Source organism: Microvirga medicaginis (assembly GCF_052658925.1).
Map to the genome: position 1 here is coordinate 78,562 of NZ_JBQWEL010000001.1, position 24,571 is coordinate 103,132.

The 24,571-nt window shown below is 61.1% G+C and carries 25 protein-coding genes; 18 read left to right on the forward strand and 7 right to left on the reverse strand.

The features are described 5' to 3' along the window. Positions 1-44: 44 nt before the first annotated feature. Both ACUXUR_RS00415 and ACUXUR_RS00420 read right to left on the reverse strand, forming a co-directional pair. Positions 45-998 carry an aldo/keto reductase gene (locus ACUXUR_RS00415; protein ID WP_445500310.1) on the reverse strand — a complete coding sequence of 318 codons (954 nt, stop codon included), beginning with the start codon at positions 996-998 and terminating at the stop codon, positions 45-47. Positions 999-1,955: 957 nt separating this feature from the next. Continuing rightward, positions 1,956-2,144, reverse strand: coding sequence for an alpha/beta hydrolase family protein (locus tag ACUXUR_RS00420; RefSeq protein WP_445500311.1), 189 nt, complete (start codon positions 2,142-2,144; stop codon positions 1,956-1,958). Positions 2,145-2,658: 514 nt separating this feature from the next. Here ACUXUR_RS00420 and sfnG point away from each other — a divergent pair. The 3 genes from sfnG to ACUXUR_RS00435 are packed head-to-tail and all read left to right on the forward strand — an operon-like array spanning position 2,659 to position 4,885. Next, positions 2,659-3,768: a dimethylsulfone monooxygenase SfnG gene (gene sfnG, locus ACUXUR_RS00425; protein WP_445500312.1), complete on the forward strand. Its 1,110-nt coding sequence runs from the start codon at positions 2,659-2,661 to the stop codon at positions 3,766-3,768. Further along, positions 3,768-4,355, forward strand: coding sequence for an NAD(P)H-dependent oxidoreductase (locus ACUXUR_RS00430; protein ID WP_445500313.1), 588 nt, complete (start codon positions 3,768-3,770; stop codon positions 4,353-4,355). Before sfnG ends, ACUXUR_RS00430 begins: the two co-directional genes overlap by 1 nt. Positions 4,356-4,378: 23 nt before the next feature. Next, on the forward strand, positions 4,379-4,885 hold the full coding sequence (locus ACUXUR_RS00435) for a flavin reductase (protein WP_445500314.1): 507 nt from the start codon (positions 4,379-4,381) through the stop codon (positions 4,883-4,885). A gap of 228 nt (positions 4,886-5,113) precedes the next feature. On the opposite strand, the gene ACUXUR_RS00440 is transcribed toward ACUXUR_RS00435, so the two are convergent. Continuing rightward, positions 5,114-5,761 carry a GntR family transcriptional regulator gene (locus ACUXUR_RS00440; RefSeq protein ID WP_445500315.1) on the reverse strand — a complete coding sequence of 216 codons (648 nt, stop codon included), beginning with the start codon at positions 5,759-5,761 and terminating at the stop codon, positions 5,114-5,116. Positions 5,762-5,966: 205 nt separating this feature from the next. On the opposite strand from ACUXUR_RS00440, the gene ACUXUR_RS00445 reads away from it, so the two are divergent. From ACUXUR_RS00445 to ACUXUR_RS00460, 4 genes are all read left to right on the forward strand, one after another. Continuing rightward, positions 5,967-7,430 (forward strand): SLC13 family permease, encoded by a 1,464-nt coding sequence (locus ACUXUR_RS00445; protein WP_445500317.1) that lies wholly within the window; start codon positions 5,967-5,969, stop codon positions 7,428-7,430. A gap of 52 nt (positions 7,431-7,482) precedes the next feature. After that, positions 7,483-8,859 (forward strand): malonyl-CoA decarboxylase, encoded by a 1,377-nt coding sequence (locus ACUXUR_RS00450; RefSeq protein WP_445500851.1) that lies wholly within the window; start codon positions 7,483-7,485, stop codon positions 8,857-8,859. A gap of 62 nt (positions 8,860-8,921) precedes the next feature. Continuing rightward, positions 8,922-10,451, forward strand: a complete 1,530-nt coding sequence (locus ACUXUR_RS00455) for a malonate--CoA ligase (RefSeq protein ID WP_445500852.1) — start codon at positions 8,922-8,924, stop codon at positions 10,449-10,451. A gap of 266 nt (positions 10,452-10,717) precedes the next feature. Beyond that, the gene (locus tag ACUXUR_RS00460) at positions 10,718-10,954 is read left to right on the forward strand and encodes a hypothetical protein (RefSeq protein ID WP_445500319.1); all 237 of its coding nucleotides are present in this window, start codon (positions 10,718-10,720) and stop codon (positions 10,952-10,954) included. Positions 10,955-11,129: 175 nt separating this feature from the next. Here the strand turns inward: ACUXUR_RS00460 and ACUXUR_RS00465 are convergent, their stop codons facing one another. After that, positions 11,130-11,381 (reverse strand): dodecin family protein, encoded by a 252-nt coding sequence (locus ACUXUR_RS00465; RefSeq protein WP_445500320.1) that lies wholly within the window; start codon positions 11,379-11,381, stop codon positions 11,130-11,132. A gap of 257 nt (positions 11,382-11,638) precedes the next feature. Here ACUXUR_RS00465 and ACUXUR_RS00470 point away from each other — a divergent pair, with 257 nt between their 5' ends. The 10 genes from ACUXUR_RS00470 (at position 11,639) to ACUXUR_RS00515 (ending at position 20,137) form a co-directional block, all read left to right on the forward strand. Further along, the gene (locus ACUXUR_RS00470) at positions 11,639-11,857 is read left to right on the forward strand and encodes a hypothetical protein (RefSeq protein ID WP_445500321.1); all 219 of its coding nucleotides are present in this window, start codon (positions 11,639-11,641) and stop codon (positions 11,855-11,857) included. A 405-nt stretch (positions 11,858-12,262) separates the two neighbouring features. Continuing rightward, a complete protein-coding gene (gene gnd / locus ACUXUR_RS00475) occupies positions 12,263-13,252 on the forward strand; it encodes a phosphogluconate dehydrogenase (NAD(+)-dependent, decarboxylating) (RefSeq protein WP_445500322.1) in 990 nt (329 codons plus the stop codon). A gap of 115 nt (positions 13,253-13,367) precedes the next feature. Continuing rightward, complete coding sequence (locus ACUXUR_RS00480) at positions 13,368-13,967, forward strand: gluconokinase (RefSeq protein ID WP_445500323.1); 600 nt, start codon at positions 13,368-13,370, stop codon at positions 13,965-13,967. Positions 13,968-14,159: 192 nt separating this feature from the next. Beyond that, a complete protein-coding gene (locus tag ACUXUR_RS00485) occupies positions 14,160-15,200 on the forward strand; it encodes a LacI family DNA-binding transcriptional regulator (protein ID WP_445500324.1) in 1,041 nt (346 codons plus the stop codon). A 41-nt stretch (positions 15,201-15,241) separates the two neighbouring features. Then, positions 15,242-16,003, forward strand: a complete 762-nt coding sequence (locus tag ACUXUR_RS00490) for a 2-keto-4-pentenoate hydratase (RefSeq protein WP_445500325.1) — start codon at positions 15,242-15,244, stop codon at positions 16,001-16,003. Between the two features lie 137 nt (positions 16,004-16,140). Continuing rightward, positions 16,141-16,812: an amino acid ABC transporter permease gene (locus ACUXUR_RS00495; RefSeq protein ID WP_445500326.1), complete on the forward strand. Its 672-nt coding sequence runs from the start codon at positions 16,141-16,143 to the stop codon at positions 16,810-16,812. Positions 16,813-16,822: 10 nt separating this feature from the next. After that, the gene (locus ACUXUR_RS00500) at positions 16,823-17,479 is read left to right on the forward strand and encodes an amino acid ABC transporter permease (RefSeq protein WP_445500327.1); all 657 of its coding nucleotides are present in this window, start codon (positions 16,823-16,825) and stop codon (positions 17,477-17,479) included. A 63-nt stretch (positions 17,480-17,542) separates the two neighbouring features. Continuing rightward, a complete protein-coding gene (locus ACUXUR_RS00505; protein WP_445500328.1) occupies positions 17,543-18,352 on the forward strand; it encodes a transporter substrate-binding domain-containing protein in 810 nt (269 codons plus the stop codon). Between the two features lie 14 nt (positions 18,353-18,366). After that, positions 18,367-19,137, forward strand: a complete 771-nt coding sequence (locus ACUXUR_RS00510) for an amino acid ABC transporter ATP-binding protein (RefSeq protein ID WP_445500853.1) — start codon at positions 18,367-18,369, stop codon at positions 19,135-19,137. Between the two features lie 58 nt (positions 19,138-19,195). Continuing rightward, positions 19,196-20,137, forward strand: a complete 942-nt coding sequence (locus ACUXUR_RS00515) for a 2-hydroxyacid dehydrogenase (RefSeq protein WP_445500329.1) — start codon at positions 19,196-19,198, stop codon at positions 20,135-20,137. A gap of 80 nt (positions 20,138-20,217) precedes the next feature. Here ACUXUR_RS00515 and ACUXUR_RS00520 read toward each other — a convergent pair whose 3' ends face one another. The 3 genes from ACUXUR_RS00520 to ACUXUR_RS00530 are packed head-to-tail and all read right to left on the reverse strand — an operon-like array spanning position 20,218 to position 23,840. Next, positions 20,218-21,378 carry a M20 aminoacylase family protein gene (locus ACUXUR_RS00520; RefSeq protein WP_445500330.1) on the reverse strand — a complete coding sequence of 387 codons (1,161 nt, stop codon included), beginning with the start codon at positions 21,376-21,378 and terminating at the stop codon, positions 20,218-20,220. A gap of 9 nt (positions 21,379-21,387) precedes the next feature. Then, positions 21,388-22,623 carry a Zn-dependent hydrolase gene (locus ACUXUR_RS00525; protein WP_445500332.1) on the reverse strand — a complete coding sequence of 412 codons (1,236 nt, stop codon included), beginning with the start codon at positions 22,621-22,623 and terminating at the stop codon, positions 21,388-21,390. Next, positions 22,620-23,840 (reverse strand): diaminopropionate ammonia-lyase, encoded by a 1,221-nt coding sequence (locus ACUXUR_RS00530; protein WP_445500334.1) that lies wholly within the window; start codon positions 23,838-23,840, stop codon positions 22,620-22,622. The genes ACUXUR_RS00525 and ACUXUR_RS00530 overlap by 4 nt, the downstream gene beginning before the upstream one ends. Before the next feature lie 105 nt (positions 23,841-23,945). On the opposite strand from ACUXUR_RS00530, the gene ACUXUR_RS00535 reads away from it, so the two are divergent. After that, complete coding sequence (locus tag ACUXUR_RS00535; RefSeq protein ID WP_445500335.1) at positions 23,946-24,431, forward strand: Lrp/AsnC family transcriptional regulator; 486 nt, start codon at positions 23,946-23,948, stop codon at positions 24,429-24,431. Positions 24,432-24,571 lie beyond the last annotated feature (140 nt).

Genomic DNA, 24,571 nt, shown 5'->3' on the forward strand with positions numbered 1-24,571 from the left:
CTTGAGGATCTCATCTTGATGGCAGCGTGAAGTCGAGCGAGGCCTTACTTCCAGGCGCTGGCCTGATCGAGTTGCTCGATATCCGCAGCGTCAAGGCGCAGTTGTGTTGACGCCACAAGATCCTTCATCTGCTCAAGGCTTGTGGCGCTGGCGATGGGAGCCGTCAGGCCGGGTCGTGCCATCAGCCAAGCCAGGGCGACCTGGGCCAGACTCGCGTTCTTTCGCGCGGCGACATCATCCAGGGCCGCAAGAATATGCATGCCGCGTTCATTCAAGTACGCACTCATTCTGCCGCCGCGCGGGCTTTTTCCAAAATCTGCTTCCGAGCGGTACTTGCCTGTCAGGAACCCGCTGGCAAGACCGTAGTAGGGAATGACACCGATCTCTTCTTTGCGGCAAAGAGGCTCAAGCTCGTTTTCGTACTCTGCGCGCTTGTAGAGATTGTATTCCGGCTGAAGACTTTCGTAGCGCGGCAATCCGAGTTCCGCACTCACCCTCAGAGCTTCCCTCAGTCGAGCCGCCGTGAAATTCGAGGCGCCGACTGCTCGAACTTTACCCTCTCGGATCAGCTCTTGGTACGCCTCGAGTGTTTCTTGCTGGGGTGTCTCCAGGTCGTCCCGGTGCGATTGGTAGAGGTCGATGTAGTCCGTCTGCAGCCGCTGAAGCGAGGCTTCGACAGCTGAGCGAATATAGGCTCTCGAAAGTCCCTTCTTGCCGGGCGCCATTTCGGAACCGACCTTGGTGGCGATGATCAGTTTGGCGCGATTGCCGCGAGCCTTCATCCAATTGCCGATGATGGTCTCCGACTCGCCGCCTGTATTGCCTGGAACCCAAGTGGAGTACACGTCCGCCGTGTCGATGAAGTTGAGTCCCTCCTCGGCATAGGTGTCGAGGAGCTTGAACGATGTTGTCTCGTCCACAGTCCAACCGAAGACGTTGCCGCCGAGGCAGAGAGGCGAAACCATGAGGTCTGAGCGACCGAGCCGACGCTTGTCCATTAGAAAATCCTGTTTCACTGTCGATGTGGATATGGGGATCGTATCTGGCGTTCAGTAAGAGATGCAACAAGCGGAGCTTCTGAATAGAGAGGCTGCACTAGGCAGGAGATGACCAGGTCGGGGGCCATTCCTCATCTCCGTCATCCGCTTCACGTCATGTTTAGATCCCGGTTTGATCGCTTGGTCACGACTGATCCTGTGTGGACGGAGCAGCAGTGATCTCCGCAGGTCGATGGCGACGGTCGCCCATCTTCCCGACGAGTTTATCTGCCGCCCTACAGGTGGACAGATTGCTGTCTGGCTTCAGATGCATATTGGCTTCGCGACCGAGTGCAGCTTGATCGTGGTCGACAGCCAGTTCAGCCGGGGGGCGGGACGGTTCTCCTGATCAGCCATAGTCAAACTCCGGTAAAACGAGAAAGCACCCAGAGAAAAGACGGGAGATTGGCGGTTCCGCGGCGAAGCTCAATAGCCGGCGTCAAGCGCCATCTTAATGCGCTGCAGCCCCTCTGAGGTCAGCGGGTCAACTCTTAGGATCGCGTGCCCTCCTGAAGAGTAGCGTTGGGAGAATACGAGACGGACATATCCACCATCATGGAGAGGCAGGAAGAAAATGCCGTCGGATTCTCCCTTTAGGAAGCAGCGTAAGCCTATATAGAAGCTCTCCTCATAACCCTCCACGGCTCGACGGATAGCGGGATGAAGGACAAGGGTGATGCTCTTGCTCTCGCAGACTTCTTCGACGGTTTTGAAACTCAACACTGCTGAACCTCTCTGCCAGGGCGCCCTGTCGCCGCTGTCTCGGGTCAACGCGGTTCATAAGACAACGGTTCTGGGGCCATCTCTCATAGGATGAGATTGCTTCAACCGGGATGCCGAGCCGAAGTCATTTTAGCAGTGTGATACACAGTGCACGCGACCGCTTCGTCGGCCAGAGCTCTAAGTCATACACTTCGTCTAGTCACGGTCGCCGAGATGCTCCCGGAAGAAGCCCGTCATCTTCGCGGCAGCCGGGGTGACGTACTCATCCTTGCCGTAAAGATCGACATGGCTGGCGCCCTCGATCCAGTACAGCTCCTTCTTCCGAGCCTTCTCAATCGCGTCGACGCTGAAGCGCGCCGTATCAGCTTCCGTAGCGGCTATCATCAGCAGGGGGCGGCGAGATCATGTGGATCAACGCATAGGGGTCGCACTGCGCGATCTGGTCAACGCTTCGTGCCACCCACTTGTTGGCCGAGCGCGGATGCCCGGCTCGGAGCGTGCGATAACAGCCGTAAGCTTCGCGATACATGCTCTTGAGCGGGAACGCATTGGCTTACCCCTCGGTGGCCGGCACAACTTGCGTCCAGCGGAGCGGCCCCCCACGCGCCTCATTGGTGCGGTGATCGGTTTGTGCGCGCCGATGACCCAGGTGCTCGCGAGCTGGTGTCAACCCTGGTCCGGCTATCACCTGACTATCCCCGCCGACGCCGATCCTCGCTGGCCTTTGCCTTACTGGTCGATGCGATGCGCTACCGAGCCAAGCCACAGGTCCGAAGCCTTCGGCAGCTCCACAGGAAAGAACGATTTGTTCTTTATACCGGAAAAAACTGTTGACCAGAACGACTCTGTCCGCTTTCCTACCGCTCCAACGACAACTCACCTGAACGGAGTGCAGGAAATGGGAGTGAAGTTCGCCTATTGGGTGCCGAACGTCAGTGGCGGGCTTGTGGTCAGCAAGCTGCCTCAACGCACCGACTGGACCTTCGAGTACAATAAGGAACTCGTTCAGACCGCCGAACGGGTCGGGTTCGACTATGCGCTTTCCCAGGCACGCTTCTTCGCCAGCTATGGCGCTGACAGCCAGCTCGAGGCCCTGACGCTGACCTCCGCCCTTGCTGCCGTCACCACGCGGATCAAGCTCATTTCCGCCATCCACCCTGGATTCTGGCATCCCGGCGTGATCGCCAAGGCCGTCGCCACGGTCGATCACATCAGCCAAGGCCGCGCGGCGGTGAACATCGTCAGCGGCTGGTTCAAGGGTGAGTTTGAGGGCTACGGCGAGCCCTGGCTCGAGCATGACGAGCGCTACCACCGCTCCGAGGAGTTCATCCGCGTCCTCAAAGGCATGTGGACCCAGGAGGAGTTCACCTTCAAGGGCAACTACTACACGATCAATCAGGCGCCGCTGAAGCCGAAGCCCGTGCAGAAGCCTCACCCGGAGATCTTCCAGGGAGGCAACTCAAAGGCTGCACGCCGGATGGCCGCCCGTGTGTCCGACTGGTACTTCATGAACGGCGGCAGCATCGAGGATGTGGCGGCGCAGATCCAAGAGATCCGTCAGCTCGCCGTCGAAGAAGGACGGGATCCGAACGAGATCAGATTCGGCCTGAATGGCTTCATCATTCTCCGTGACACGGAGGAGGAAGCGCACGCCACCCTGCGGTCGATTGTCGAGAACGCCGACAAGGAAGCGGTCGAAGGCTTCCGGCAGGCGGTCCAACAGGCCGGAGCCGCCTCACCCGAGAAGCAGGGCATGTGGGCAAATTCCAAGTTCGAGGATCTGATCCAGTACAACGACGGCTTCAAGACCCGTCTCATCGGCACCGAGGATCAGATTGTCGAGCGCATCGCGCAATACGAGGCCGTGGGCGTCGATCTGTTCCTCTGCGGCTTCCTGCACTTCACGGATGAGCTGCCCGTCTTTGGCGAGCGCATCATTCCCCGCGTGAAGGCGCTGCCGAGCCGGCGCAGCCAGACCGACGCGGACAGGGCCGTGAAGGTGGCTTGATGCGGTTGCTGGGCATCAGCGGGAGCCTCAGTCGAGGCTCCCGTACCAGCCGTCTTATCCAGGAGGTTCTGGATGTGGCGGCACAGGAACCCGGGGTTGAAACGGATCTTCTGGAGGTGTCGCACAGGGGGATTGTGTTCTGCGACGGCCGTCCGCCCGAGGTGTACGAGGGTGAAACGCGACGGGTGATCGACACAGTCGTAGCCGCCGATGCCTATGTGGTCGGCTCGCCCATGTACCGCGGCAGCTATACGGGTGCTTTCAAGAACCTGTTCGATCTGCTGCCGAACGACGCCTTGAGCGGCAAGGCCGTCGGGCTTGTCGCCACCGGTGGGAGCGATCACCACTTCCTGGCGCTAGAGCATCAGCTTCGTCCCCTGCTGTCATTCTTCAGGGCCTACACCGTTCCGGGAACTGTGTACGCGCAAAACGCCCATTTCATAGGGAGTGGCTTGGCGGATGACACACGCGTCGCATGCCGTCTTCTGGCCGGGGAGGTGGTCCGCCTCGCGCGGGCCGTGGAGTCAGGGCAGGCGGGACCAGCTTACCCGGTGATTGTTCGTAGGCCCGATCAGCAGAAGCCGTGACGAATGGCTGGCGCGAGGGAGCCATGACAACAGCAGACGATTTCAAGCGGGCCATGCGCCATCTGGCCGGAGGGGTCGCCATCATCGCGACGGAGCACGAGGGAAGCCGGGCGGGTCTTGCGGCGACAGCTGTCTGCTCCGTTTCGGCGGACCCGCCTACGCTTCTGGTGTGTATCAATTCTGGAGCCAGCGCCCACGAGCCCATTCGCGCGAGCGGTCGCTTTTCGGTCAACCTGCTGGCAAGCGGTCAGAACAGCATGGCTCGCTGCTTCTCGGGAGAAACGGGGCTCAAGGGCGAGGAGCGGTTTACGGTCGGCGAATGGTCACCGCTCGTGACCGGCGCTCCTGTCCTTGAAGGGGCTCTCGTGAGCTTCGACTGCCATGTGACTGAAGTGGTGAGGATGGCGACGCACAGCGTCTTCTTTGGAGCGGTGGCAGGCATTGCCTCACGGTCGACCACACGGCCCTTGATCTATGCCCATGGAACCTACGGCACCTTCTCACCGGAAGGGGCTGGTCTATGGTGGTGACACTCACAAGATCATCTGGCACGGAATTGGAAGACGCCGAAAGACTTCTGATGGGAGCGAGAATGTCGTTCAGTGGCACTTCCAGGAAATATGCCGAATATCAGCTTAAACAGGGAAGGCCGGACGTTCCTGAATGGCAGGAGACATCCTCTGCATCCTCGTCTGTTTTCTACGCATGCCCCCTGCAGCTGCTGGCTTCTCCAGAATGCTCCGCAATTGACCCGGCGGCTAAGCCGCCCGATCGAAAGTCGCGATGAAGTCGGCCAAGCGCTCTCCTTGGATCAGAATATGCTCCCGGAGGAGCCGTTCCGCCCGATCGCTGTCCCCGGCACGGATAGCATCCACGATGCCCTGGTGCTCTGCCAGTGAATTGGCTACTCGGCTGCGGGCCCGCAGCTGGAGCCGTCGGTACGGCTTGAGCCGGGCATGAAGGTTTTGGGCCTGCTCCGCCAGAAAAGTGTTCTGACAGGCCTTGTAGATCATGTGATGGAAGCGCTCGTTCGCATAGTAGTAGGCATCTGCATTCTCCTGCGACGCCTCCCGGACACAATCCTCGTGCGCCTCCTCGAGCTCCTTTTGCATGGGTTCCGTGATCCGGCGGGCCGCCAGGGCTCCACACATACCCTCGAGCGCGGCCATGACCTCAAACCGCTCAACGACGTCTTTGAAGCTGAGCGAGGCAACAAAGGCGCCCCGCCGTGCCTGCAACTCCACTAGGCCCGTAGAGGCAAGCTGCATCAGGGCCTCCCGGATCGGGGTCCGCGAAACCTCAAACCGAGCTGCCAGGCTCTGTTCATCCAGCCTGTCGCCGGGGCGGAACTTTCCTGTAATAATATCCTGTTCGAGGGCGTCTCGTAAGGCCTGAGCGCGTCTCATCGTACTCGTCCTGCTCGCCAGCATTCTAAATCAGAAGCATATAATCTCACAAGCAAATTGTTGTATACAAGAACATTGACACCTAATGCAGAACGACGCAATCTTCCATGCAAGGAAAATGAGGGACCCGCCTGCGCAGTCCCCGCGAGTTGGCCTGAGGCCGTTCGTCCGCCGACGCAGAGGAGGAAACAGAGGAGCGGGTGACATGACACCACAGCTGATCTCAATCTATGCCCTGGTCGCCATGTTCGTGGTGGCTACGGTTCTGCCAATCAACATGGGAGTGCTGGCATTCGTCGGTGCGTTCCTAGTCGGAACCTTGGTGGCCGGCCAAACCACCAGCGCCATCATCGCCGGCTTTCCAGGCGGTCTGTTCCTGACGCTGGTCGGGATTACCTTTCTCTTTGCCATTGCCCAGAATAACGGCACTATCGACTGGCTCGTCCGGCTTGCGGTCAGGGCTGTGCGAGGGCGTATCGTCGCGATCCCATGGATCATGTTCGGGATCTCCGCTGTCTTGACAGCCGTCGGGGCCGTCAGCCCTGGCGCGGTCGCGATCATTGCGCCGATCGCACTTGGATTTGCGCTCAAGTACAGCATCAATCCGCTGCTCATGGGTCTGATGGTCATCCATGGCGCTCAGGCCGGCGGCTTCTCGCCGATCAGCATCTATGGCGGCATCACAAACCGGATCGTGGCGAAAGCCGGACTGCCGCTCAACGAGATCGTGACCTTTCTGGCGAGCTTTGGCGTGAACCTTGCCGTCGCCGTTCTGCTCTTCTTCGCTCTCGGCGGGCGCAAACTCCTTCATGCCAGAGCTGATGTGTCGGCGAACCAAGTCAGCCGGAATGCTAAGGCTGCCGCGTTGGCACCGGTGTCCATGGCCCCTGCGGCAGTTCCGGCCGCGGCTGGAAATCTGGCCTTGGCCGTTCCGCACGTCGCCATCACGGTCCCGCAAGCCGGCCCTCAGGTTTACGGCGATGCCGAATCCGAGGCACTGACCGAAGAGAGGATGCTAAGCAACCGGCGCGACGATGCGCTGGCCAGTGGCGACGGCGCTGATAAATTAGCTGAAAGCCCGCACTGGTATCGAGTGCTCACCCTCGGTGGTCTCATCCTGTTGGCGGTCCTTACCCTTGCCTTTAATCTCGACATCGGCTTCGTCGCCATCACCATCGGCCTCGGTCTGTCACTGATTGCGCCGAACCTGCAGAAGCGTGCCATGGGACAGGTCTCGTGGCCGGAGATCATGCTGATTACCGGTGTGAGCACCTACGTGGTCGTGCTCGAGAAGATGGGGACCATTTCCTTTGTCGGTGACAGCGTGGCGGGTCTGGCGTCTCCAATGCTCGCCGCTCTGCTTCTGTGCTTCATCGGCGCCGTCGTCTCCGCTTTCGCGTCCTCGACCGCAGTCCTCGGATCTCTCATTCCGCTCGCCGTGCCATTCCTGCAGTCGGGCACAGGTGTTAGTCCGATTGGCTTCATTGCCGCCATGGCTGTGGCGTCGACTATTGTGGATGTGAGCCCATTCTCCACCAATGGTGCTCTTGTTCTGGCTAACGCCCAAGGCGTCGACCGCGAAGCGTTCTTCCGCAAGCTCATGGCCTACGGCGCCATTGTCACGCTGATTGCACCGATCGTCGTCTGGGCTCTGTTCGTCGTGCTTTGAAGCTTGTCGTCTGTCGTGGATGAAGGAGGTGAACGTGAAGCTCTCTCGATCAATGGCCGGGCTGGAGGCAGCGCCTGCCTTCCTTAGCGACCTGATTGATACACTGACCGAGCGGGGACGCTCCCTGCTCGGTCAGAAAGCGGGTCGGGAGATCGTCGCTAAGGACGCTCTCCCGACCGTGGGCGAGATGCTGCTGTCGCGAAGAGGCGAGGCGTCGGGAGTGGCACTCGCGCAAACTCTATTGGCGAGCTACAGTGCTGCGCAAAGCGCGGACCGTCTCGCGTTCCTCCAGGCGCTAGCGGATCGCTTCGGACCCGACCGCCGTCGGATCGATCTTGCGATCGAGGCCATCCGCCAGGACCAGGGAACGGATGCGCTCGAGAGTTTGCATGCCGCGGCGGAGCCCCGGCGACAGGAGTTGATCCGGCGTCTCAACCTCGCTCCTGGCGGCACTTCGGCACTGGTGCGGATGCGCGAGGAATTGCTCGAATATTTGCCCAAGCACCCGGAACTCAAGTGCGTCGACGCTGACTTCATTCATCTCTTCTCGTCCTGGTTCAATCGGGGGTTTCTGGTGCTGCGACCGATCGACTGGACCACGCCTGCCAACATCCTGGAGAAGATCATCCGCTACGAGGCGGTGCATGCAATCCAGAACTGGGACGATCTACGCAACCGTCTTCAGCCTGAGGACCGCCGCTGCTACGGCTTCTTCCATCCGCAACTCGTCGACGAGCCGCTGATCTTCGTCGAGGTGGCGCTGACCAAGGAGATTCCCGGTGCAATCGGTCCGCTTCTTGATCTGTCCCGCTCGCCGATTGCCGCGACCGAGGCAACGACCGCCGTGTTCTACTCGATCTCGAACACGCAGAAGGGACTCGGGGGTGTTTCCTTCGGCAACTTCCTGATCAAGCAGGTGGTGGAGAACCTCACGCGCGAACTGCCGAACCTGAAGACATTCGTGACGCTGTCACCGGTCCCTGGCTTCGCACGCTGGCTTGAGCGCGAGCGCAAGACAGAGGAGTCGGCCTGTCTCGATGTGGCATCAAAAGAGGTTCTCGGGATCCTCGATGAGCCAGCTTGGAGCAATGATCCGGAGCAGGTGGAGAAAATTCGCGATGTTCTTCTATCGGCTGCAGCCTATTACTTCCTGAGGGCCAAGGATTCCAAGGGCCGTTCCATCGATCCGGTGGCCCGATTCCATCTCGGTAATGGAGCACGGCTCGAACGTCTGAACTTCCTCGGCGACGTCTCCGCCAAAGGCCTGAAGCAGTCGCATGGCTTGATGGTAAACTATCTCTATGCCCTCGATGAGATCGAGAAGAATCACGAGGCCTTTGCTGAGAAGGGCGTGATTGCTGCCTCTCCCACGGTCCGCAAAGCCTTGCGGGCCGATCTGCCCTCCCATGATCTGATGCCAGCCCCATGATGACAACAACCCCCAATGCCTTGACCGAGACCATCGTTGACGCCCGCTTCGGAGCTCATGCCATGAATGCGAACCTGTTCGACCGCTTCGAACGCTCAATTCTCGATCCTGCAAAGGCTGCCATCACAACACCTGCTGGCGAGACGGTTAGCTATGCCGATCTGATCGCACTATCGGGCCGGTTGGCCACCGTACTCGCCGCCCGCGGGGTCAAGCCCGGCGACCGTGTCGCCGTCCAGGTCGAGAAGTCGGTTCCGGCGCTGGTGCTGTATCTTGCGACCGTCCGGGCTGGTGCGGTCTATCTCCCGCTCAACACCGCCTATACCCTGGCGGAGTTGGATTACTTCATCGGCGATGCCGAGCCGTCCCTGGTGGTCTGTGATCCGGCCAAGCGCGAAGGGATCGAGCAACTCGCCGCGAAGGTGGGAGCCGCAGTCGAAACGCTCGACGCGAAAGGGCAGGGCTCTCTCATGAAGGCTGCAGACGATGCCTCTGAGGCTTTCGCGACGGTGCAGCGAGCCGGCGATGACCTGGCGGCGATCCTCTACACCTCGGGCACGACCGGCCGCTCCAAGGGCGCCATGCTGACCCATGACAATCTCGTGTCCAATGCCCTGACCCTGAAGGAGGTATGGCGCTTCACGGCGGACGACGTGCTGATCCACGCCCTGCCGATCTATCACACCCATGGGCTGTTCGTGGCAAGCAACGTGACCCTCTTCTCCGGCGCGTCGATGATCTTTCTGCCGAAGTTCGACGCCGACGAGATCCTCGGGCTGATGTCCCGGGCCACGGCACTGATGGGCGTGCCCACCTTCTACGTCCGCCTGCTGCAGCATACGGGTCTGACGCGGGAGGCGACGTCCGGCATGCGCCTGTTCGTATCGGGCTCCGCGCCTCTGCTTGCTGAGACCCATCGTGAGTGGAGCGCGCGCACGGGCCATGCCATCCTGGAGCGCTATGGCATGACCGAGACTAACATGAACACTTCCAACCCGTATGACGGGGATAGGGTGCCGGGCGCCGTCGGCCTGCCCCTGCCGGGCGTGTCTGTGCGCATCACCAACCCCGAAAATGGAAAGGAGCTGGGGCACAATGAGATCGGCATGATCGAGGTGAAGGGGCCTAACGTGTTCAAGGGGTACTGGCGCATGCCCGAGAAGACGGCTGCCGAGTTCCGCCCAGACGGCTTCTTCATCACCGGGGATCTCGGCAAGATCGACGAGCGCGGCTACGTGCACATTCTCGGGCGCGGCAAGGATCTGGTGATCACCGGGGGCTTTAATGTCTATCCAAAGGAGATCGAGGACGAAATCGACGCCATCCCGGGAGTGTTCGAGAGTGCCGTGATCGGCGTGCCGCACAAGGACTTCGGCGAGGGCGTCACGGCCGTCGTGGTCCGCTCGAAGGAGGTAACGGTGGACGAGCGGACGATCCTGGCCGCACTCGATGGCCGTCTGGCGAAGTTCAAGCTGCCCAAGCGGGTCGTCTTCGTTGATGAGCTGCCGCGCAACACCATGGGCAAGGTGCAGAAGAACGTGCTGCGTGAGCAGTTCGCAGGCCTCTACACGGCACCGGCAAAGGCCTCATAACTCCCGATCCAAGGCATTCGTGAGCTCAGGGGATCGTAGCTCAGGCCTATGGTCCCCGGCTTGTTTGTCTCCGGGGTGAAGAGTGATCTATGGCCGTGCGACACGGCAGACGTGGGAATGGGAAGAGCGGCTAAAAGTTCGTGTCTCCATGTACTGGCTGCATGACGAACATGCAGCTTCAGTTGTTTTGAACTGCCAGGAAAATGGCCATATAAGACAGGGGAAACGCTCAAGGATCTCTAGAATTCCAGTACGGAGTCCGTTCCTTGACGATTATCGCTCTACTTCGCCATTCACTGGCCAATCTTCGACGCAAGTCCGCTAAACTCGAAGGGCAAAAGGCTCTTTCCTTTAGCGAGCGAAGCTGCGGCTTTTTAACAACCTTGATTGCGGCACGTCGGCAGGAAGCCGAACTCCTCGTCAGCGGATATATCCAGCGTGCGGACAATACGGCTGCTGAGGGTCTCGATCGCCAACTCAAAGGCTGGACGTTCCATCGCTGATGGATACGCCATTGCCTGAGCATGGTGACCAATCACTGCTCAACACTTCTCGATGAATTCGCCCGGCCTTTTACTCTCAGTCTCTGGCCCGGGGCCCGGCAGATAAGATAACGCCCGCCGGGCCCAGCCCTCGCAGAATTGCCGGTCTCAAGACCCGAGAGGCAGACCAAGGGCATCATTCCAAGCCCAGGATCTCCTCGCTTCCCATACTCCTCGCGCTCTCGTCTTCCTCGAGCTGGAATGCAATCTTCAGGATGACCCTGAACTGCGTGACCTGCTCGTTCTCCACAACGGCCTCGAACTCCTTAACCCAGACTGAGCGAATATTGCGCAGCGTGCGCGCGGCCCGCTCTACCGCCTGACGCGTGGCCTCCTCCCAACTGTCCGGCGATTGGGATGACAACTCCACCATTTTCACGATCGACATTTGTGCCTCCTTCGCTCCGGCGCCTGAGCAGACGCCTAGAGGAAAGCCCCAGGAGATGGGTGCCGTTCCTCGCCAGCGAAGCTCTTGCGCGGTTCCAGTTCCTTTCGCCGAGCTATCGGCACTATGCTGGTACTCGGTAGGCCATTCTCTGCTTTGGTGCTTGATGTTCTCGCGCAATCCGCGGATGGGATCGATCTTCTGAAGGCAACCGTGATATTCTGGCGCGCCTTAACCTGTGTTCGAAGCGGATTGGTCCCATGACGCACCGTTACGTTCAGCAGCTTCAGAAAGCACGTGAGCGGCTGGTCGCGCACCGACGCGAGATGGCTGAGATCATCATCAACACAGCTGCATTTATTCCCGAGAGAGCTGTCGAGTTCACCGAGATCCAAGATGCTATCAAGTCGATTGACGAAGCGATCGAGGATGAAGCCAAGCTGGCTGGCACGGTCTCTCGTGACGAAGATAGCGTTTAGTTGTCTTAATGACTTAATAATAGAGCCTTAAAGAATTCGGTTTGCCCAATTGTGGGGACGGCATCACGCTCGGGCCCTTTTCCGGTATCGCCAGACGCCGGACAGGGATTGCCTGCCCATTCCGTGCGCAAAATCATGCATTATTATTGCGGTGGCTAAGAGGGTCATCAGAGTGATCATCGGCGGATCGCATTCGTTGGCTCGAACGTTATCAGTCACTTTGCCTGCGGCGCATTTCGGCACTGGAACTCTGGTCGAGGAGCGGCTTGCTCCTCACGCAGATTGGTTTGCTCTTTGGATTGCACTTCCCTAAAGGGTTGGGCGTTTACGCAGCTTTTCAGGCTTGCTGCCGGGCAAGGCAGTCGACATGCGTCAGCCTTGTACCGATAGAGTGGGAGAACATAGATGCAGATCGGAATGGTCGGGCTTGGCCGAATGGGGAGCAATATTGTTCGCCGTTTGATGCGCACAGGACACAGTGCAGTGGCCTATGACCAGAACAGCGCAGCGGTTCAGGTGTTGGTATCCGAAGGAGCCGCTGGTGCATCGAGCCTCGAGGAACTGGTGAAGCAGCTTGAAGCACCTCGTACGGTCTGGGTCATGCTGCCCGCCGGCGAGGTGACCGAGCAAACGATTGAGAAGCTCTCTGGTTTGCTCGATACCGGCGATACCATCATCGACGGAGGCAACACCTTCTGGAAGGATGATATCCGGCGCGCCAAGGTTCTGCGCGAGCATGGTCTGCACTACCTTGATGTCGGCACGAGCGGCGGTGTCTGGGGCTTGGAGCGGGGCTATTGTCTCATGATCGGAGGCGAGGCGGCGGTCGTGGAGCGTCTTGAGCCCGTCTTTGCTGCACTCGCACCGGGAGTCGGCGAGATCCCCCGCACGGCAGGCCGGGAAGGAACTCCATCGCGGGCCGAGACGGGCTACGTCCATGCCGGCCCCCATGGCGCCGGGCATTTCGTCAAGATGATCCACAATGGTATCGAATACGGCATGATGCAGGCCATGGCCGAAGGCTTTGATATCATGCGCCATGCCGCTTCGCCCGCGCTACCGGCCGAGGAGCGCCTGGATCTGGATCTCGCCCAGGTTGCCGAGGTATGGCGGCGCGGTAGCGTCATCACCTCCTGGCTTCTCGATCTCACGGCGGCGGCGCTGGCGGAAGATCCCGCTCTTGAAGCCTATTCGGGCTACGTTGAGGACTCGGGGGAAGGGCGCTGGACGATCCAGGCCGCGATTGCGGAAGCCGTGCCGGCTGAGGTTCTCACTGCTGCTCTCTACGCCCGGTTCCGCTCGCGTCAGGAGCACACCTTTGCCGAAAAGGTGCTCTCGGCGATGCGCAAGGGTTTCGGCGGCCATGTCGAACCCGGAAAGGCAGGCCAGAAATGATCATATCGGCCGGGCATGCCCGGTATCTGCGGCTCTCTGCTTCTTCGTGGTGTTCAGCATCATTGGCGATGCCACCCCATGTGCTGCTGCGTGCGGCCACACCGGGAGCCCTCTCATGAAAGAACAGGGTGAGGTCGCTCAGGAGCCGTCGGCCAATCTGCCGGCCGTGGTCATCGTGATGGGTGTGGCCGGTTCGGGCAAGACGACGATCGGGTCCATGCTCGCGCAGCAACTGCATTGGGAGTTCCAGGATGCAGACTGGTTCCATCCGGCTGCCAACGTCGAGAAGATGCGCGCTGGTGTCCCCCTCACAGACGAGGACCGACGGCCCTGGCTCTCCGCCATTGCGGCTTGGATCGACGAGACACGCGGCGCGGGCCGGCATGGCGTGGTGGCATGCTCGGCGCTGAGACGCGTCTATCGGGACATTCTGATGGCTTGCCGAAGTGACGTGCAGCTCGTCTACCTCAGGGGCGAACGCGATCTGATTGCGCGGCGCATGGCGGCACGCAAAGATCACTTCATGCCGACAGCCTTGCTTGACAGTCAGTTCGCGACCCTCGAAGAGCCTGGGGTCGATGAGCATCCGATCATCGTATCCATCGATGCCACCCCGCAGGTCACCGTCGACATCATTGCGGGCGAACTCGCAACAGCGGTTTCTGGTAGCTCGCATCGCAGAATGCTTCCAAATCCCAGCGACGCTGCTCTCTAAGGCATAGTGGCCTAGCACGAACCAGGCTAATTCCACGCGAGCCGCAGGTTGTTGGAACATTGCGGCTTGCGAGGAGGAAGGGGCGAAAGCGGTCCGTAGACAATCTCCCGTCCCAGCGAGAAGAAGACCTTGAGTTGACATGTCACTCATCCGGACTTTAGATCGATCTAAATTCCTGGGGAGGAACTTGCTATGCGGGAGAAGTCGGCGGACCGGCCTGACCGCTTGACGCTTGCGGACGTGGCGGAGCAGGCGGGCGTTTCTCGCGCGACCGTATCTCTTGTTCTGCGGGGCAGCCCTCTCGTCGCGGAGAGCACGCGTGTCAAGGTACGGGGCGTCCTGGACGAGCTCGGCTATGTCTACAACAGGAGCGCCGCCAGCATGCGCGCGGCTCGGAGCAGGACCGTCGGTCTGCTGATCCCGGGGCTCAGTAATCCTTTCTTTGCCGAGATGGCGGCTGGCGTCGACCAGATCCTGGACGAGGCGGGCCTGGCTTTGTTTCTCGCCGACAGTAACGAATCCGTCGCCAAGCAGGAGCGCGTCATCCTGCGCATGCGGGAGCACGGAGCTGACGGTATCCTCATCTGTCCGGCTGTCGGTACGCCCAAGGACCTCATATCTCGCCTCAACGCCTGGAAATTCCCCGTCGTCCAGACTCTGCGGCATGTATCGCCGCAGGGCGATTACGCGAGCGCGGATTATGAAATCGGAATGGATCGGGCGACCGAGCATCTCATCAGACTCGGGCATCGGCGCATTGCTTTCGTCGGCGGCGAGCACATGCATTCCGCCTACCGCGAGCGGCGGGACGGCTTCGTCGCTTGCATGCGCCGCCATGGCCTCTCGCCCGAGCTCATCATCAAGACACCGCTGACACGCCAGGCCGGCATTGATGTCCTCTCTCTGCTCCTGGAGCAGGACGAACCTGCGACGGCCGCAATCTGCTTCAACGACGTGGTCGCGTTCGGCCTGCTTCTCGGCCTGGCGGATCGTGGCCTGCAGGCCGGTGTCGATCTCGCCGTGGTCGGGTTCGACGATCTCGTGGAGGCGAGCCTCAGCCGCCCTCCGCTCACCACAGTCGCAACAATGCCAAACCAGATTGGGCAGGATGCTGCGCGGCTGCTCCTGCGGCGGATCGCCAATCCCCATGGGCCACCGGAGCGGGTGATCCTGCCAACGCGCCTGGTGGTGCGGGAGTCCTGTGGGATGCTGCGTTGCAGAGGGAGCGCCTGAGCGAACTCATCCTTTTTCGGACCCTGATTTAGTTGGAGAACATGATGTCCCACGCTCACATGAGGTCTGCCCTCGAGAGCCTGATCGCAGCCCGCCAAGGCGGAAAGCGGCCGGCAGGCCTCAAGCCCGAGGTTGCTCCAAAAACCCTCGCTGAGGCCTACGGATGGCAGGATGCGCTGCTGGCTCAACTCGGGCCGGTGGCCGGTTGGAAAGTGGGAGCAGACAGCCCGACATCCGAGCCCTTTCGTGCCGGCTTGACGGCCTCGACGCTCCAACTTTCCCCGGCTCGGCTGGACAGAGGACGCTTCAATGTGATCGGCGTCGAAGCTGAAATCGTCTATACGCTCGCACATTCCCTGCCGGTCCGGGCGGAGCCCTATACCCGCGTCGAAGTGCTTGCGGCCATCGGCTCGGTCCATGCCGGGATCGAGATCGTGGATACGCGTTTTGCTGCCTGGGGGATTGCTGACCGACCCAGCCAGACCGTTGACCAATACAATCATGGAGCGCTGATCGTCGGGGATGGGCGGGCGCACAGGTTCGAGATCGATCCGCAAGGACAAATGGTTCAGCTGGACCTGAACGGAGAGACCGTCGTGCGCAAGGCGGGCGGAAACTCGGCCGGCGATGCCATCAATCTTCTGATCTGGCTCGCCAATGGTGGGGCGGCGAGCCAAGGTGGGTTGGCTGCTGGTACGGCGATCACGACCGGATCCTGGACAGGCACCCTGTTCGTTGGACCTGGTACACATGTACGTGCTTCGTTCGACGGGATCGGCGAGGCTGTCTTGGAAATCGTTTGACCCGTCTGTCATTAGGTCTTGCATCGTTTAGATCGATCTAATAGCGTGTCCGCACGAGCGATAACGAACATCGCCAGCGACGACTCCGGTCACGAAGCAGACCCTCAAGTCTGGTCTTTGCTCTCGGGGAGGAAACCTTGACGTATACTTTCCGGTTCAGCCCGGTGCTGGAGGCCTATCGCGATCTCCTGGCCGGTGCCTGGCTCACGATCCAGCTTTCGGCCGGGGCTATGTTGCTCGGGCTCATCGTTGCAATCATCTGCGCTTGGATCAAAACTTCCGGTCCCAAACCCCTTCGGATGGTCGTCAATGGCTATATCGAAATCATCCGGAACACGCCTTTCCTGGTGCAGATCTTCTTCATATTCTTCGGACTGCCTGCGCTCGGGCTGAGATTGTCTCCGAACGCGGCTGCGCTCCTTGCTCTGGTGGTCAATGTCGGCGCCTACGCGACAGAGATCATCCGCGCGGGCATCGAGTCGATCCACAAGGGGCAGGTGGAGGCAGGTCTCGCGCTCGGGCTCAAGCCCCTGCAGGTGTTTCGCTACATTATCCTGAAGCCGGCGCTCCGGACCGTCTATCCCGCTCTGACAAGCCAATTCATTCTGCTGATGCTGACGTCGAGCGTCGTGTCCGCCATCTCGGCCGACGATCTGACCTCCAAGGCAAACAACATCCAATCGCTGACCTTCACGAGCTTCGAGGTCTACCTCGTCGTGACGGTCATGTATCTCGCCATGTCCTTGGCGTTCTCGGGCCTGTTCTCCACGATCTACCGCATGGCCTTCTCCTATCCTGATCGGCGTTGAGGAGAGACAGATGCTTCGCCAGTTCGGCACAAACGAATTCCTGTTCATCCTGACGGCGGCACGGTGGACCGTGCTGTTGTCCCTGATCGCGTTCGCCGGTGGGGCGATTGGCGGCCTGGCAGTTGCGCTCCTGCGGGTCTCACCTCTGAAAATCCTGTCCGCTACTGCGGGTGGCTTCATCCAGGTGTTCCAGGGTACGCCCCTGCTGATGCAGTTGTTCCTGGTGTTCTTCGGTTTGAATACCCTGGGACTCGACATCAATCCCTGGATCGCTGCCGCTGTTGCCCTGACATTGAACGCCAGCGCGTTCCTGGGCGAGATCTGGCGCGGGTGCATCCAGGCGATTCCCAGAGGCCAGTGGGAAGCTGCCAATGCGCTTGGCCTGCATTATCCGACAATGATGCGCTACATCATCCTGCCCCAGGCCTTCAAAATAGCGCTGCCGCCGACGGTCGGATTCCTCGTGCAACTCATCAAGGCCACGTCGCTCGCCGCCATCATCGGCTTTACAGAGCTTACGCGAGCCGGGCAGATCATCAACAACGCGACTTTCAAGCCGTTTCTCGTCTTCGGCACCGTGGCAGCCATCTACTTTGCCCTGTGCTGGCCGTTGTCGCACATCAGCATGCGACTCGAACGCCGCTTCGCAGCAGCCCATGCAAGGTAACGAAGCGACGAAGGGGCGCAGATGTCCCCGATCCAACAAACACATCAGCACAGGGAGTGTCTCATGAACTGGTCATCCAATCTCAAGAAATTCCGCAGGGTCCTCGCCCTCGGTGCCATCCTCACCGCATCTATGGGAGCGACGCTTCCGGCGAAGGCGCAGACTGTCGAGGACATCAAGAAGAAGGGCCAGCTCACCGTCGGCATGCTGGTGGATTTCCCGCCCTTCGGCATCACGAACCTCGAAGGCCAGCCGGACGGATTCGATGCCGACATCGCCAAGGCGCTTGCCAAGCACTTTGGCGTCAAGGCCAACATCGTGCCGGTCACGGGTCCGAACCGTATTCCCTTCCTTCTCACCGGCAAGGTCGACATGCTCGTCGCCTCTCTGGCCATCACGCCTGAACGGGCCAAGCAGGTTGCGTTCTCCGATCCCTATGCCGGCATCCGCATCGTCGTCTACGGCAAGAAGAATGCGGCTGTTAAGGAGCCGGCCGATCTGAAGAACGTGTCGGTCGGCGTGGCGCGCGCCAGCACGCAGGATGTGTCGCTCACGGCCATTGCACCTGAGGGAACCCAGATCCGCCGCTTCGATGACGACGCTTCCGCCGTTCAGGCCCTGCTGTCCGGTCAGGTCGATGTGATCGGCGCGGCTACTCCCGTTGTCGGTGAGATCGAGAAGGTGGCGCCCGGCCAGTTCGACACCAAGCTGACGCTCCGCGAGCAGGTGCACGGCATTGCCCTGCGCCCCGGCCAAGATGAACTCCTCAAGGCCGTCAACGACTTCGTTGCCGAGCAGCAGAAAAGCGGTGCCTTGGCTGCGACCTACAAGAAGTGGGTCGGGGCAGATCTGCCTGAACTAAAGAAGCCCTGAGCGGGAGACCCATGATGTCGACGGTGAGCGAAGCTTCACGCCTCCAGGATGAAACCATCATCCGAATGGAAGACGTGCAGAAGTGGTATGGTGACTTTCAGGTCCTGAAGAACATCAATCTGACGGTCCGAACCGGAGAACGCATCGTGATCTGCGGCCCGTCGGGTTCGGGCAAGTCGACGTTGATCCGCTGCATCAACCGGCTTGAACATGCCCAGAAGGGACGCATCATCGTCGACAACATCGACGTCGCGGCCAGCAGCCGCGACCTCGACGCCGTCCGCCGCGAGGTCGGCATGGTGTTCCAGCAATTCAATCTCTTCCCGCATATGACCGTGCTGGAGAATTGCATGCTGGCACCCATGAAGGTGCGAGGCACGTCAAAGGCCGAGGCCGAGGCGATGGCGCGGAAATACCTCGAGCGCGTGCGCATTCCGGATCAGGCCGAGAAGTATCCTGCGCAGCTCTCGGGTGGTCAGCAGCAGCGCGTGGCGATTGCCCGCGCGCTCTGCATGAACCCGAAGATCATGCTGTTCGACGAGCCCACATCGGCTCTCGACCCCGAAATGGTCAAGGAGGTGCTCGACACGATGGTGAACCTCGCAGAAGAAGGCATGACCATGCTCTGCGTAACGCACGAGATGGGCTTCGCCCGCCAAGTCGCCGACCGGATCATCTTCATGGATCGGGGTGAGATCGTGGAGGAGGGGACACCGGATACCTTCTTCACCAATCCGCAGCACGAACGCACCCGCAACTTCCTGGGTCAGATTCTTCCTCACTAGAACGTTTTCGGACGAAGTGGCTCAGGTCCGCAGACAATCAAAGCGGCAGGATACCGACATGAAACCAGACATCATCCTGGTCGAGCCCATGATGGCTCCCATTGAAGCGGCTCTCGATGCCAATTGCCAGGTTCATCGCCTGTCTCAGGCAGAGGATCGGGCCGCTTTTCTCGCTGAGGTCGGCCCCAAGGTTCGCGCGGTGGTGACAGGGGGTGGGACGGGCGTAAGTCCGGCTCTGTTCGATGCCCTGCCGCAACTCGGCCTCATCGCCATCAATGGCATCGGTACGGATGCGGTGGATCTCGAACGGGCACGTCGTCAGGGAGTGCGGGTGACGACCACGCCCGGCGTCCTGACAGATGATGTCGCCGACATCGCCATTGCACTCATGCTGGCCAGCTGCCGCCGCATTGCAGAAGGCGATCGCCTCGTCAGAGCGGGTGCCTGGTCGCAGGGCAAGCGGCTGACGCTCGGCCGCAGCATCAGCGGAAAACGCATCGGGATCTTCGGATTAGGGCAAATTGGCCGGGCAATCGCTAAGAGAGCCGAGGCTTTTTCCGCACAGGTCCTTTACTTCAATCGCTCCGACGTACCGGGCGCGCCATGGCCGCGGGCTGAATCGCTGGAGGCTCTGGCCCGTGACAGCGATATCCTCGTCATTAGCGTTGCAGGTGGCGCTCAGACACGAGGATTGGTCAATCGGGCCGTGTTGGACGCACTCGGGCCCGAGGGTATCCTGATCAATGTCGCCCGAGGAAGCGTCGTCGACGAGCCGGAACTCGTGAGCGCCTTGAAAGGCGGACGGATCTGGGGCGCAGGCCTCGATGTCTTTGCCCATGAACCGCACGTGCCCGAGGAGCTTTTCGGACTTGATAATGTCGTGCTGATGCCCCACCAGGGCAGCGCCACGATCGAGACGCGCCTTGCAATGGGCGAACTCGTCCTCAGGAATGTCGCGGCTTATTTCGCAGGCCAGGAGCTGCCCTCTGCCGTTGTCTGAGCGCCGCGTCGCTGGATTCGCGTAGCATTTTCAAGCGAAGCCCGTCATCGTCTACTGCGACCATCTGCTCGGTGTAACAATCAGACCGAGGGCAGCCGCTGTCGGATGATGGCGGCATGAAAGCGTGCGCCGTAGAGCAGCCCCTCATCGTTGAAGTCATAGGCCGGGTTGTGCAGGGGCGCGGAATCCCTGCCATTCCCGACGAACACGAAGCAGCCGGGCACGTGCTCCAGAAAGCGGGCAAAGTCTTCCGAGCCCGTCATCGGCTCGCGGGCGGTCGACACGTGGTCTGGCTCAAACACTGTCCGGGCAGCTGCAAAGGCCTCTTCCACCATGGCAGCATCATTCAGGAGCGGCACGAACTCGCGCGTGTAGGTCACTTCAGTGGCGACGTTGTAGGTCAGAGCCGTGCCCTCAGCGATGATGCGCATCTGCTTCTCGATCGCGGCGCTGATCTCGGGCCGGAAGCTGCGGACATCGCCAAGAATACGCGCATGCCCGGGCAACGCGTTGCGGGTACCGTCGGTGATCAGCTCCGTCACCGATACAACACCGATCTCGGTCGGGCTCAGGCGACGCGAGACGATGGTCTGGAGGTTCATGACAGTGGCACAGGCAGCGACCAGCACCTCGTTGCCCCAATGCGGGCGAGCGGCATGTCCACCAACGCCTTTCAGGACAATCTCGAAATTGTCCTCAGCCGACATGATCGGCCCTACGCGGGTCTGGAAGTGCCCGACTGGACGACCCGGCATGTTGTGCAAGCCGTAGATCTCCTCGAAGGGGAAGCGCTCCATCAGCCCATCGGCCAGCATGGCGAGCGCACCTTTGCCCCATTCCTCGGCAGGCTGGAAGACGAAGCGCACGGTGCCATCGAACCCGCCTTCCTCCGCGAGTAGCTTTGCGGCCCCGAGCAGCATGGCAGTGTGGCCGTCGTGCCCGCAGGCATGCATCGTGCCCGAGTTTTGCGAGCGGTAGTCCTGCGTGCCCTGTTCGGTGATGCGCAGGGCGTCCATGTCGGCACGGAGCGCAATGGCTCGGTTGCTGCTGCCGCGTTTAAGGGACCCAACCACGCCGGTCCCGCCCACACCCTCAACGACCTCGTCGAGACCGAACTCGCGCAACTTGGCGGCGACGAAGGTGCTCGTGCGCTTCTCCTCGAAGCCGAACTCCGGATGAGCGTGCAGGTCACGCCGCCAGGTGGTCATGTCCCGTTCGAGGGCGTCCAGTTCCATGGCCATGGGGGCTCCTTATTGTGCTGTGAGGCAGGTTACGACATCGAGAAGGATGTTGGCGCCCGCGACGAGGTCAGCATCCGGCGTGTGCTCGCGAGGATTGTGGCTGACGCCGCCGAGGCTCGGCACAAAGATCATTGCCGAGGGCGCGATCCGGGCGATCATCTGGGCATCGTGGCCCGCGCCCGAGGTCATGCGCTTTGAGGCCAACCCGCGCTTCCGGGCGGCGGCCTCCACCAGCTCCACAATCTTTCTGTCGAAGGTCACTGGTTCGAACCGTGCTAGCCGCTCGACTGAGATCGTGACCTCTTCGGCAATCGCCAGCTCCTTCAGGTAGGCGGCAAGGGCCGCTTCTGCCGCCTGGAGGCGCTGCTCATCCGGATCGCGAAGGTCGACCGTGAAGGTGGCGCGGGAGGGAATGACGTTGATGGCGTTCGGCTCGAAGCTCATGCAGCCCACCGTCGCAACGGTCGGCGTGTTCGAAGCTCGGGCGCAGTCGCGTAGGAAGGTGACCACGCAGGCTGCGGCATGGCCGGCATCGCGGCGCATCGACATCGGTGTCGTGCCGGCGTGGTTGGCATCGCCGTCGACGGTCACACGTTGCCACGAGATGCCCTGGAGGTTCTCCACCGCACCGATGGATACGCCTTCGCGCTCCAGAACCGGTCCCTGTTCGATGTGCAGCTCAACATAAGCATGCGGCTTGAGGAAGCTCGGCTCCTCGGGGCCGGCATAGCCGATCCGCTCCAGCTCCGCCCCGAGCACGGTGCCGTCGGTACCGACCGTCGCCAGCGCTGCTTCGACCGAGAGCCCGCCGGCAAAGACGAGCGAGCCCATCATGTCGGGCGCGTAGCGCACACCTTCCTCGTTGGTAAAGGCAGCGACCGCGATTGGCCGGGCAGGGGTATAGCCAGCAGCCTTCAGGGTCTCGATCACCTCAAGTCCCGAGAGCACTCCGTAGCAGCCGTCATAGATTCCGGCATTGATGACGGTATCGATGTGTGAGCCAAGCAGGATCGGCGCCCGACCCGCATTCGCGCCATCCTTCCAGATCCCGAAGATGTTGCCGATGCGGTCGACGGCGACCTCCAGGCCCGCGTCGCCGATCCAGGCAACAAAGGCGTCGCGTCCGGCCTTGTCAGCATCGGATGCGGCGAGCCGGACCAGTCTGGCGTCTTCATCGCGGCCAATCTGCCCAAGTTCCCGAATACGACCGAGCAGGCGCTCCGCATTGATCGAGAGCGCGGTCATGCGTGCACTCCTTTAGTCCGATTTGCGGCGTTGGTCAGGACGGTGTCAGGTCGCATTCCGACCAGCTCCGCGTAGCGGTCCGGATCCGTGGCGCCCTCGGTATTGATGACGAACACGCGGGATGCTTCATTGAGCTGAATCGCTGCCCTGATCTCTGGATCCGCCACCGAACGGATGAGGCCGGCGAGGCCTGCGCCGCCACTCTCGCCCGCTACGATGGCCGGGTCGTTGCCGCTAGGGCAGGCGAGGCGGTTCATCACCGCGACCGCATCCTCTTCGTCGATGGTCATGAAGGCATCGGCAACGCGGGCCAGCATCCGCCAGGCGACCAGCGACGGCTCGTAGCATTCGAGCATGGCCATGACCGTCGGCTCGCCGTGCTCGATCTTGACTGGATACCCCGCCCGCGCGGTTTCGAAGAGGCAGGCCGCCCGTGCTGGCTCGACCACGATGAGGACGGGCCGCCTGTCGCCGAGCACGAGTGCGAGATGCCCCGCGACGGCGGCTGCGACGCCACCGACACCGGCCTGCACGAACACGTGGGTCGGCGGTTCGGGAAGCTGGCGCAGGGCTTCGCGCACCATCACGGTGTAGCCCTGCATGACCAGCCCGGGAATGCGCTCGTAGCCTGGCCAGGAAGTATCGGAGACGACGGTCCAGCCTTTCTCGGTTGCGACACGTGCGGCCTCGGCGACCGAGTCGTCATAGGTGCCCTCAACGCGGATCATCTGTGCGCCGAAGCGGGCAATCGCCGCCACGCGCTCGTCACTGACGCCGGAGTGAACGAAGATGGCAGCCTTGGCGCCGACGAGTTGTGCGCCTTGCGCCACCGAGCGGCCGTGATTGCCGTCGGTGGCGCAAGCGACCGTCATGCTGGAGGCGATGGAACGAACGTCAGGGGAATGCAGCTCGGCGACGTCGACCGGCCGTCCGAGCTGGCGACTGGCTTCCTCCAGCACGAGGCGAATGACCGCGTAGGAGCCACCCAAGGCCTTGAAGCTGCCGAGGCCCAGCCGGAAGCCCTCATCCTTGATATGGATCGCGCCCACGCCGAGTTCGGCGGCCAGAGCCGGAAGAGCATGGAGAGGGGTAGGGGTATGGTTGTCGCGATAGGTGAGATACCGCTCGACGTCCGCGGCAGCCTTCATGCCTAGGATCTCGACATCGACCAGATCGAGAGGTTTGCGGTAAGCGGGGTGCCGGTTTGGGAGAAACATCGCCGTCCTTCTTGGCTGAGATGGCGAGAAGATATTGCATCCTACACGAGAATGGCGCTCTATTTAGGCCCTCTAAATGCAAGAATTGTTCATGTAAGAGGGTAATTGGTGTCCAAGTCTTCGTCCTCGATCGCCCTCGACAGCTTTGATCTTGCGATCCTGAACATCCTCCAACGGGACAACTCGACTCCACAGCGGGTGATCGGCGAGACCGTCAATCTGTCGGCCCCGGCCGTGCAGCGCCGCATCCGGCGGATGGAGGATGCCGGCGTCATCCAGGCCAATGTCGCGGTCATCGATCCGGACCAGGTCGGGCACCCGATCACCATCTTCGTCGAGGTCGAGGTGATCAGTGAGACGGCGGAGCTGATCGATGCTGCCAAACGGGAGTTCGCCTCGGTTCCGGAGGTGCAGCAGTGCTACTACGTCACCGGGGAGGCGGACTTCGTTCTGGTGATCGTGGTGCCGACCATGACCGCTTACGAGGCACTTACGCGCCGCCTGTTTTTCGGGAATAACAATGTGAAGAGGTTCCGCACCTTTGTGGCCATGGACCGCGTCAAGGTCGGATTGGCGGTCCCTCTGCCGTAGTTTTCAACCAAGGAAATCCTCCGTCGTGAGCGGGCGACGGCAAGGCTCCGATTATGCAGCACAAACTATCGACTGACGATGAGACGCTGGGCTCAAGACACGAGCACGGCCAAACGCGGGCTTCCGTCAATGATGTAGAA

Bases quoted from the DNA above. Each gene is read 5' to 3' on its own strand.
- ACUXUR_RS00415 (WP_445500310.1), bottom strand. From the start codon at position 998: ATGGACAAGCGTCGGCTCGGTCGCTCAGACCTCATGGTTTCGCCTCTC.
- ACUXUR_RS00420 (WP_445500311.1), bottom strand. From the start codon at position 2,144: ATGATAGCCGCTACGGAAGCTGATACGGCGCGCTTCAGCGTCGACGCG.
- sfnG (WP_445500312.1), top strand. From the start codon at position 2,659: ATGGGAGTGAAGTTCGCCTATTGGGTGCCGAACGTCAGTGGCGGGCTT.
- ACUXUR_RS00430 (WP_445500313.1), top strand. From the start codon at position 3,768: ATGCGGTTGCTGGGCATCAGCGGGAGCCTCAGTCGAGGCTCCCGTACC.
- ACUXUR_RS00435 (WP_445500314.1), top strand. From the start codon at position 4,379: ATGACAACAGCAGACGATTTCAAGCGGGCCATGCGCCATCTGGCCGGA.
- ACUXUR_RS00440 (WP_445500315.1), bottom strand. From the start codon at position 5,761: ATGAGACGCGCTCAGGCCTTACGAGACGCCCTCGAACAGGATATTATT.
- ACUXUR_RS00445 (WP_445500317.1), top strand. From the start codon at position 5,967: ATGACACCACAGCTGATCTCAATCTATGCCCTGGTCGCCATGTTCGTG.
- ACUXUR_RS00450 (WP_445500851.1), top strand. From the start codon at position 7,483: ATGGCCGGGCTGGAGGCAGCGCCTGCCTTCCTTAGCGACCTGATTGAT.
- ACUXUR_RS00455 (WP_445500852.1), top strand. From the start codon at position 8,922: ATGAATGCGAACCTGTTCGACCGCTTCGAACGCTCAATTCTCGATCCT.
- ACUXUR_RS00465 (WP_445500320.1), bottom strand. From the start codon at position 11,381: ATGTCGATCGTGAAAATGGTGGAGTTGTCATCCCAATCGCCGGACAGT.
- ACUXUR_RS00470 (WP_445500321.1), top strand. From the start codon at position 11,639: ATGACGCACCGTTACGTTCAGCAGCTTCAGAAAGCACGTGAGCGGCTG.
- gnd (WP_445500322.1), top strand. From the start codon at position 12,263: ATGCAGATCGGAATGGTCGGGCTTGGCCGAATGGGGAGCAATATTGTT.
- ACUXUR_RS00480 (WP_445500323.1), top strand. From the start codon at position 13,368: ATGAAAGAACAGGGTGAGGTCGCTCAGGAGCCGTCGGCCAATCTGCCG.
- ACUXUR_RS00485 (WP_445500324.1), top strand. From the start codon at position 14,160: ATGCGGGAGAAGTCGGCGGACCGGCCTGACCGCTTGACGCTTGCGGAC.
- ACUXUR_RS00490 (WP_445500325.1), top strand. From the start codon at position 15,242: ATGATGTCCCACGCTCACATGAGGTCTGCCCTCGAGAGCCTGATCGCA.
- ACUXUR_RS00500 (WP_445500327.1), top strand. From the start codon at position 16,823: ATGCTTCGCCAGTTCGGCACAAACGAATTCCTGTTCATCCTGACGGCG.
- ACUXUR_RS00505 (WP_445500328.1), top strand. From the start codon at position 17,543: ATGAACTGGTCATCCAATCTCAAGAAATTCCGCAGGGTCCTCGCCCTC.
- ACUXUR_RS00510 (WP_445500853.1), top strand. From the start codon at position 18,367: ATGTCGACGGTGAGCGAAGCTTCACGCCTCCAGGATGAAACCATCATC.
- ACUXUR_RS00515 (WP_445500329.1), top strand. From the start codon at position 19,196: ATGAAACCAGACATCATCCTGGTCGAGCCCATGATGGCTCCCATTGAA.
- ACUXUR_RS00520 (WP_445500330.1), bottom strand. From the start codon at position 21,378: ATGGCCATGGAACTGGACGCCCTCGAACGGGACATGACCACCTGGCGG.
- ACUXUR_RS00525 (WP_445500332.1), bottom strand. From the start codon at position 22,623: ATGACCGCGCTCTCGATCAATGCGGAGCGCCTGCTCGGTCGTATTCGG.
- ACUXUR_RS00530 (WP_445500334.1), bottom strand. From the start codon at position 23,840: ATGTTTCTCCCAAACCGGCACCCCGCTTACCGCAAACCTCTCGATCTG.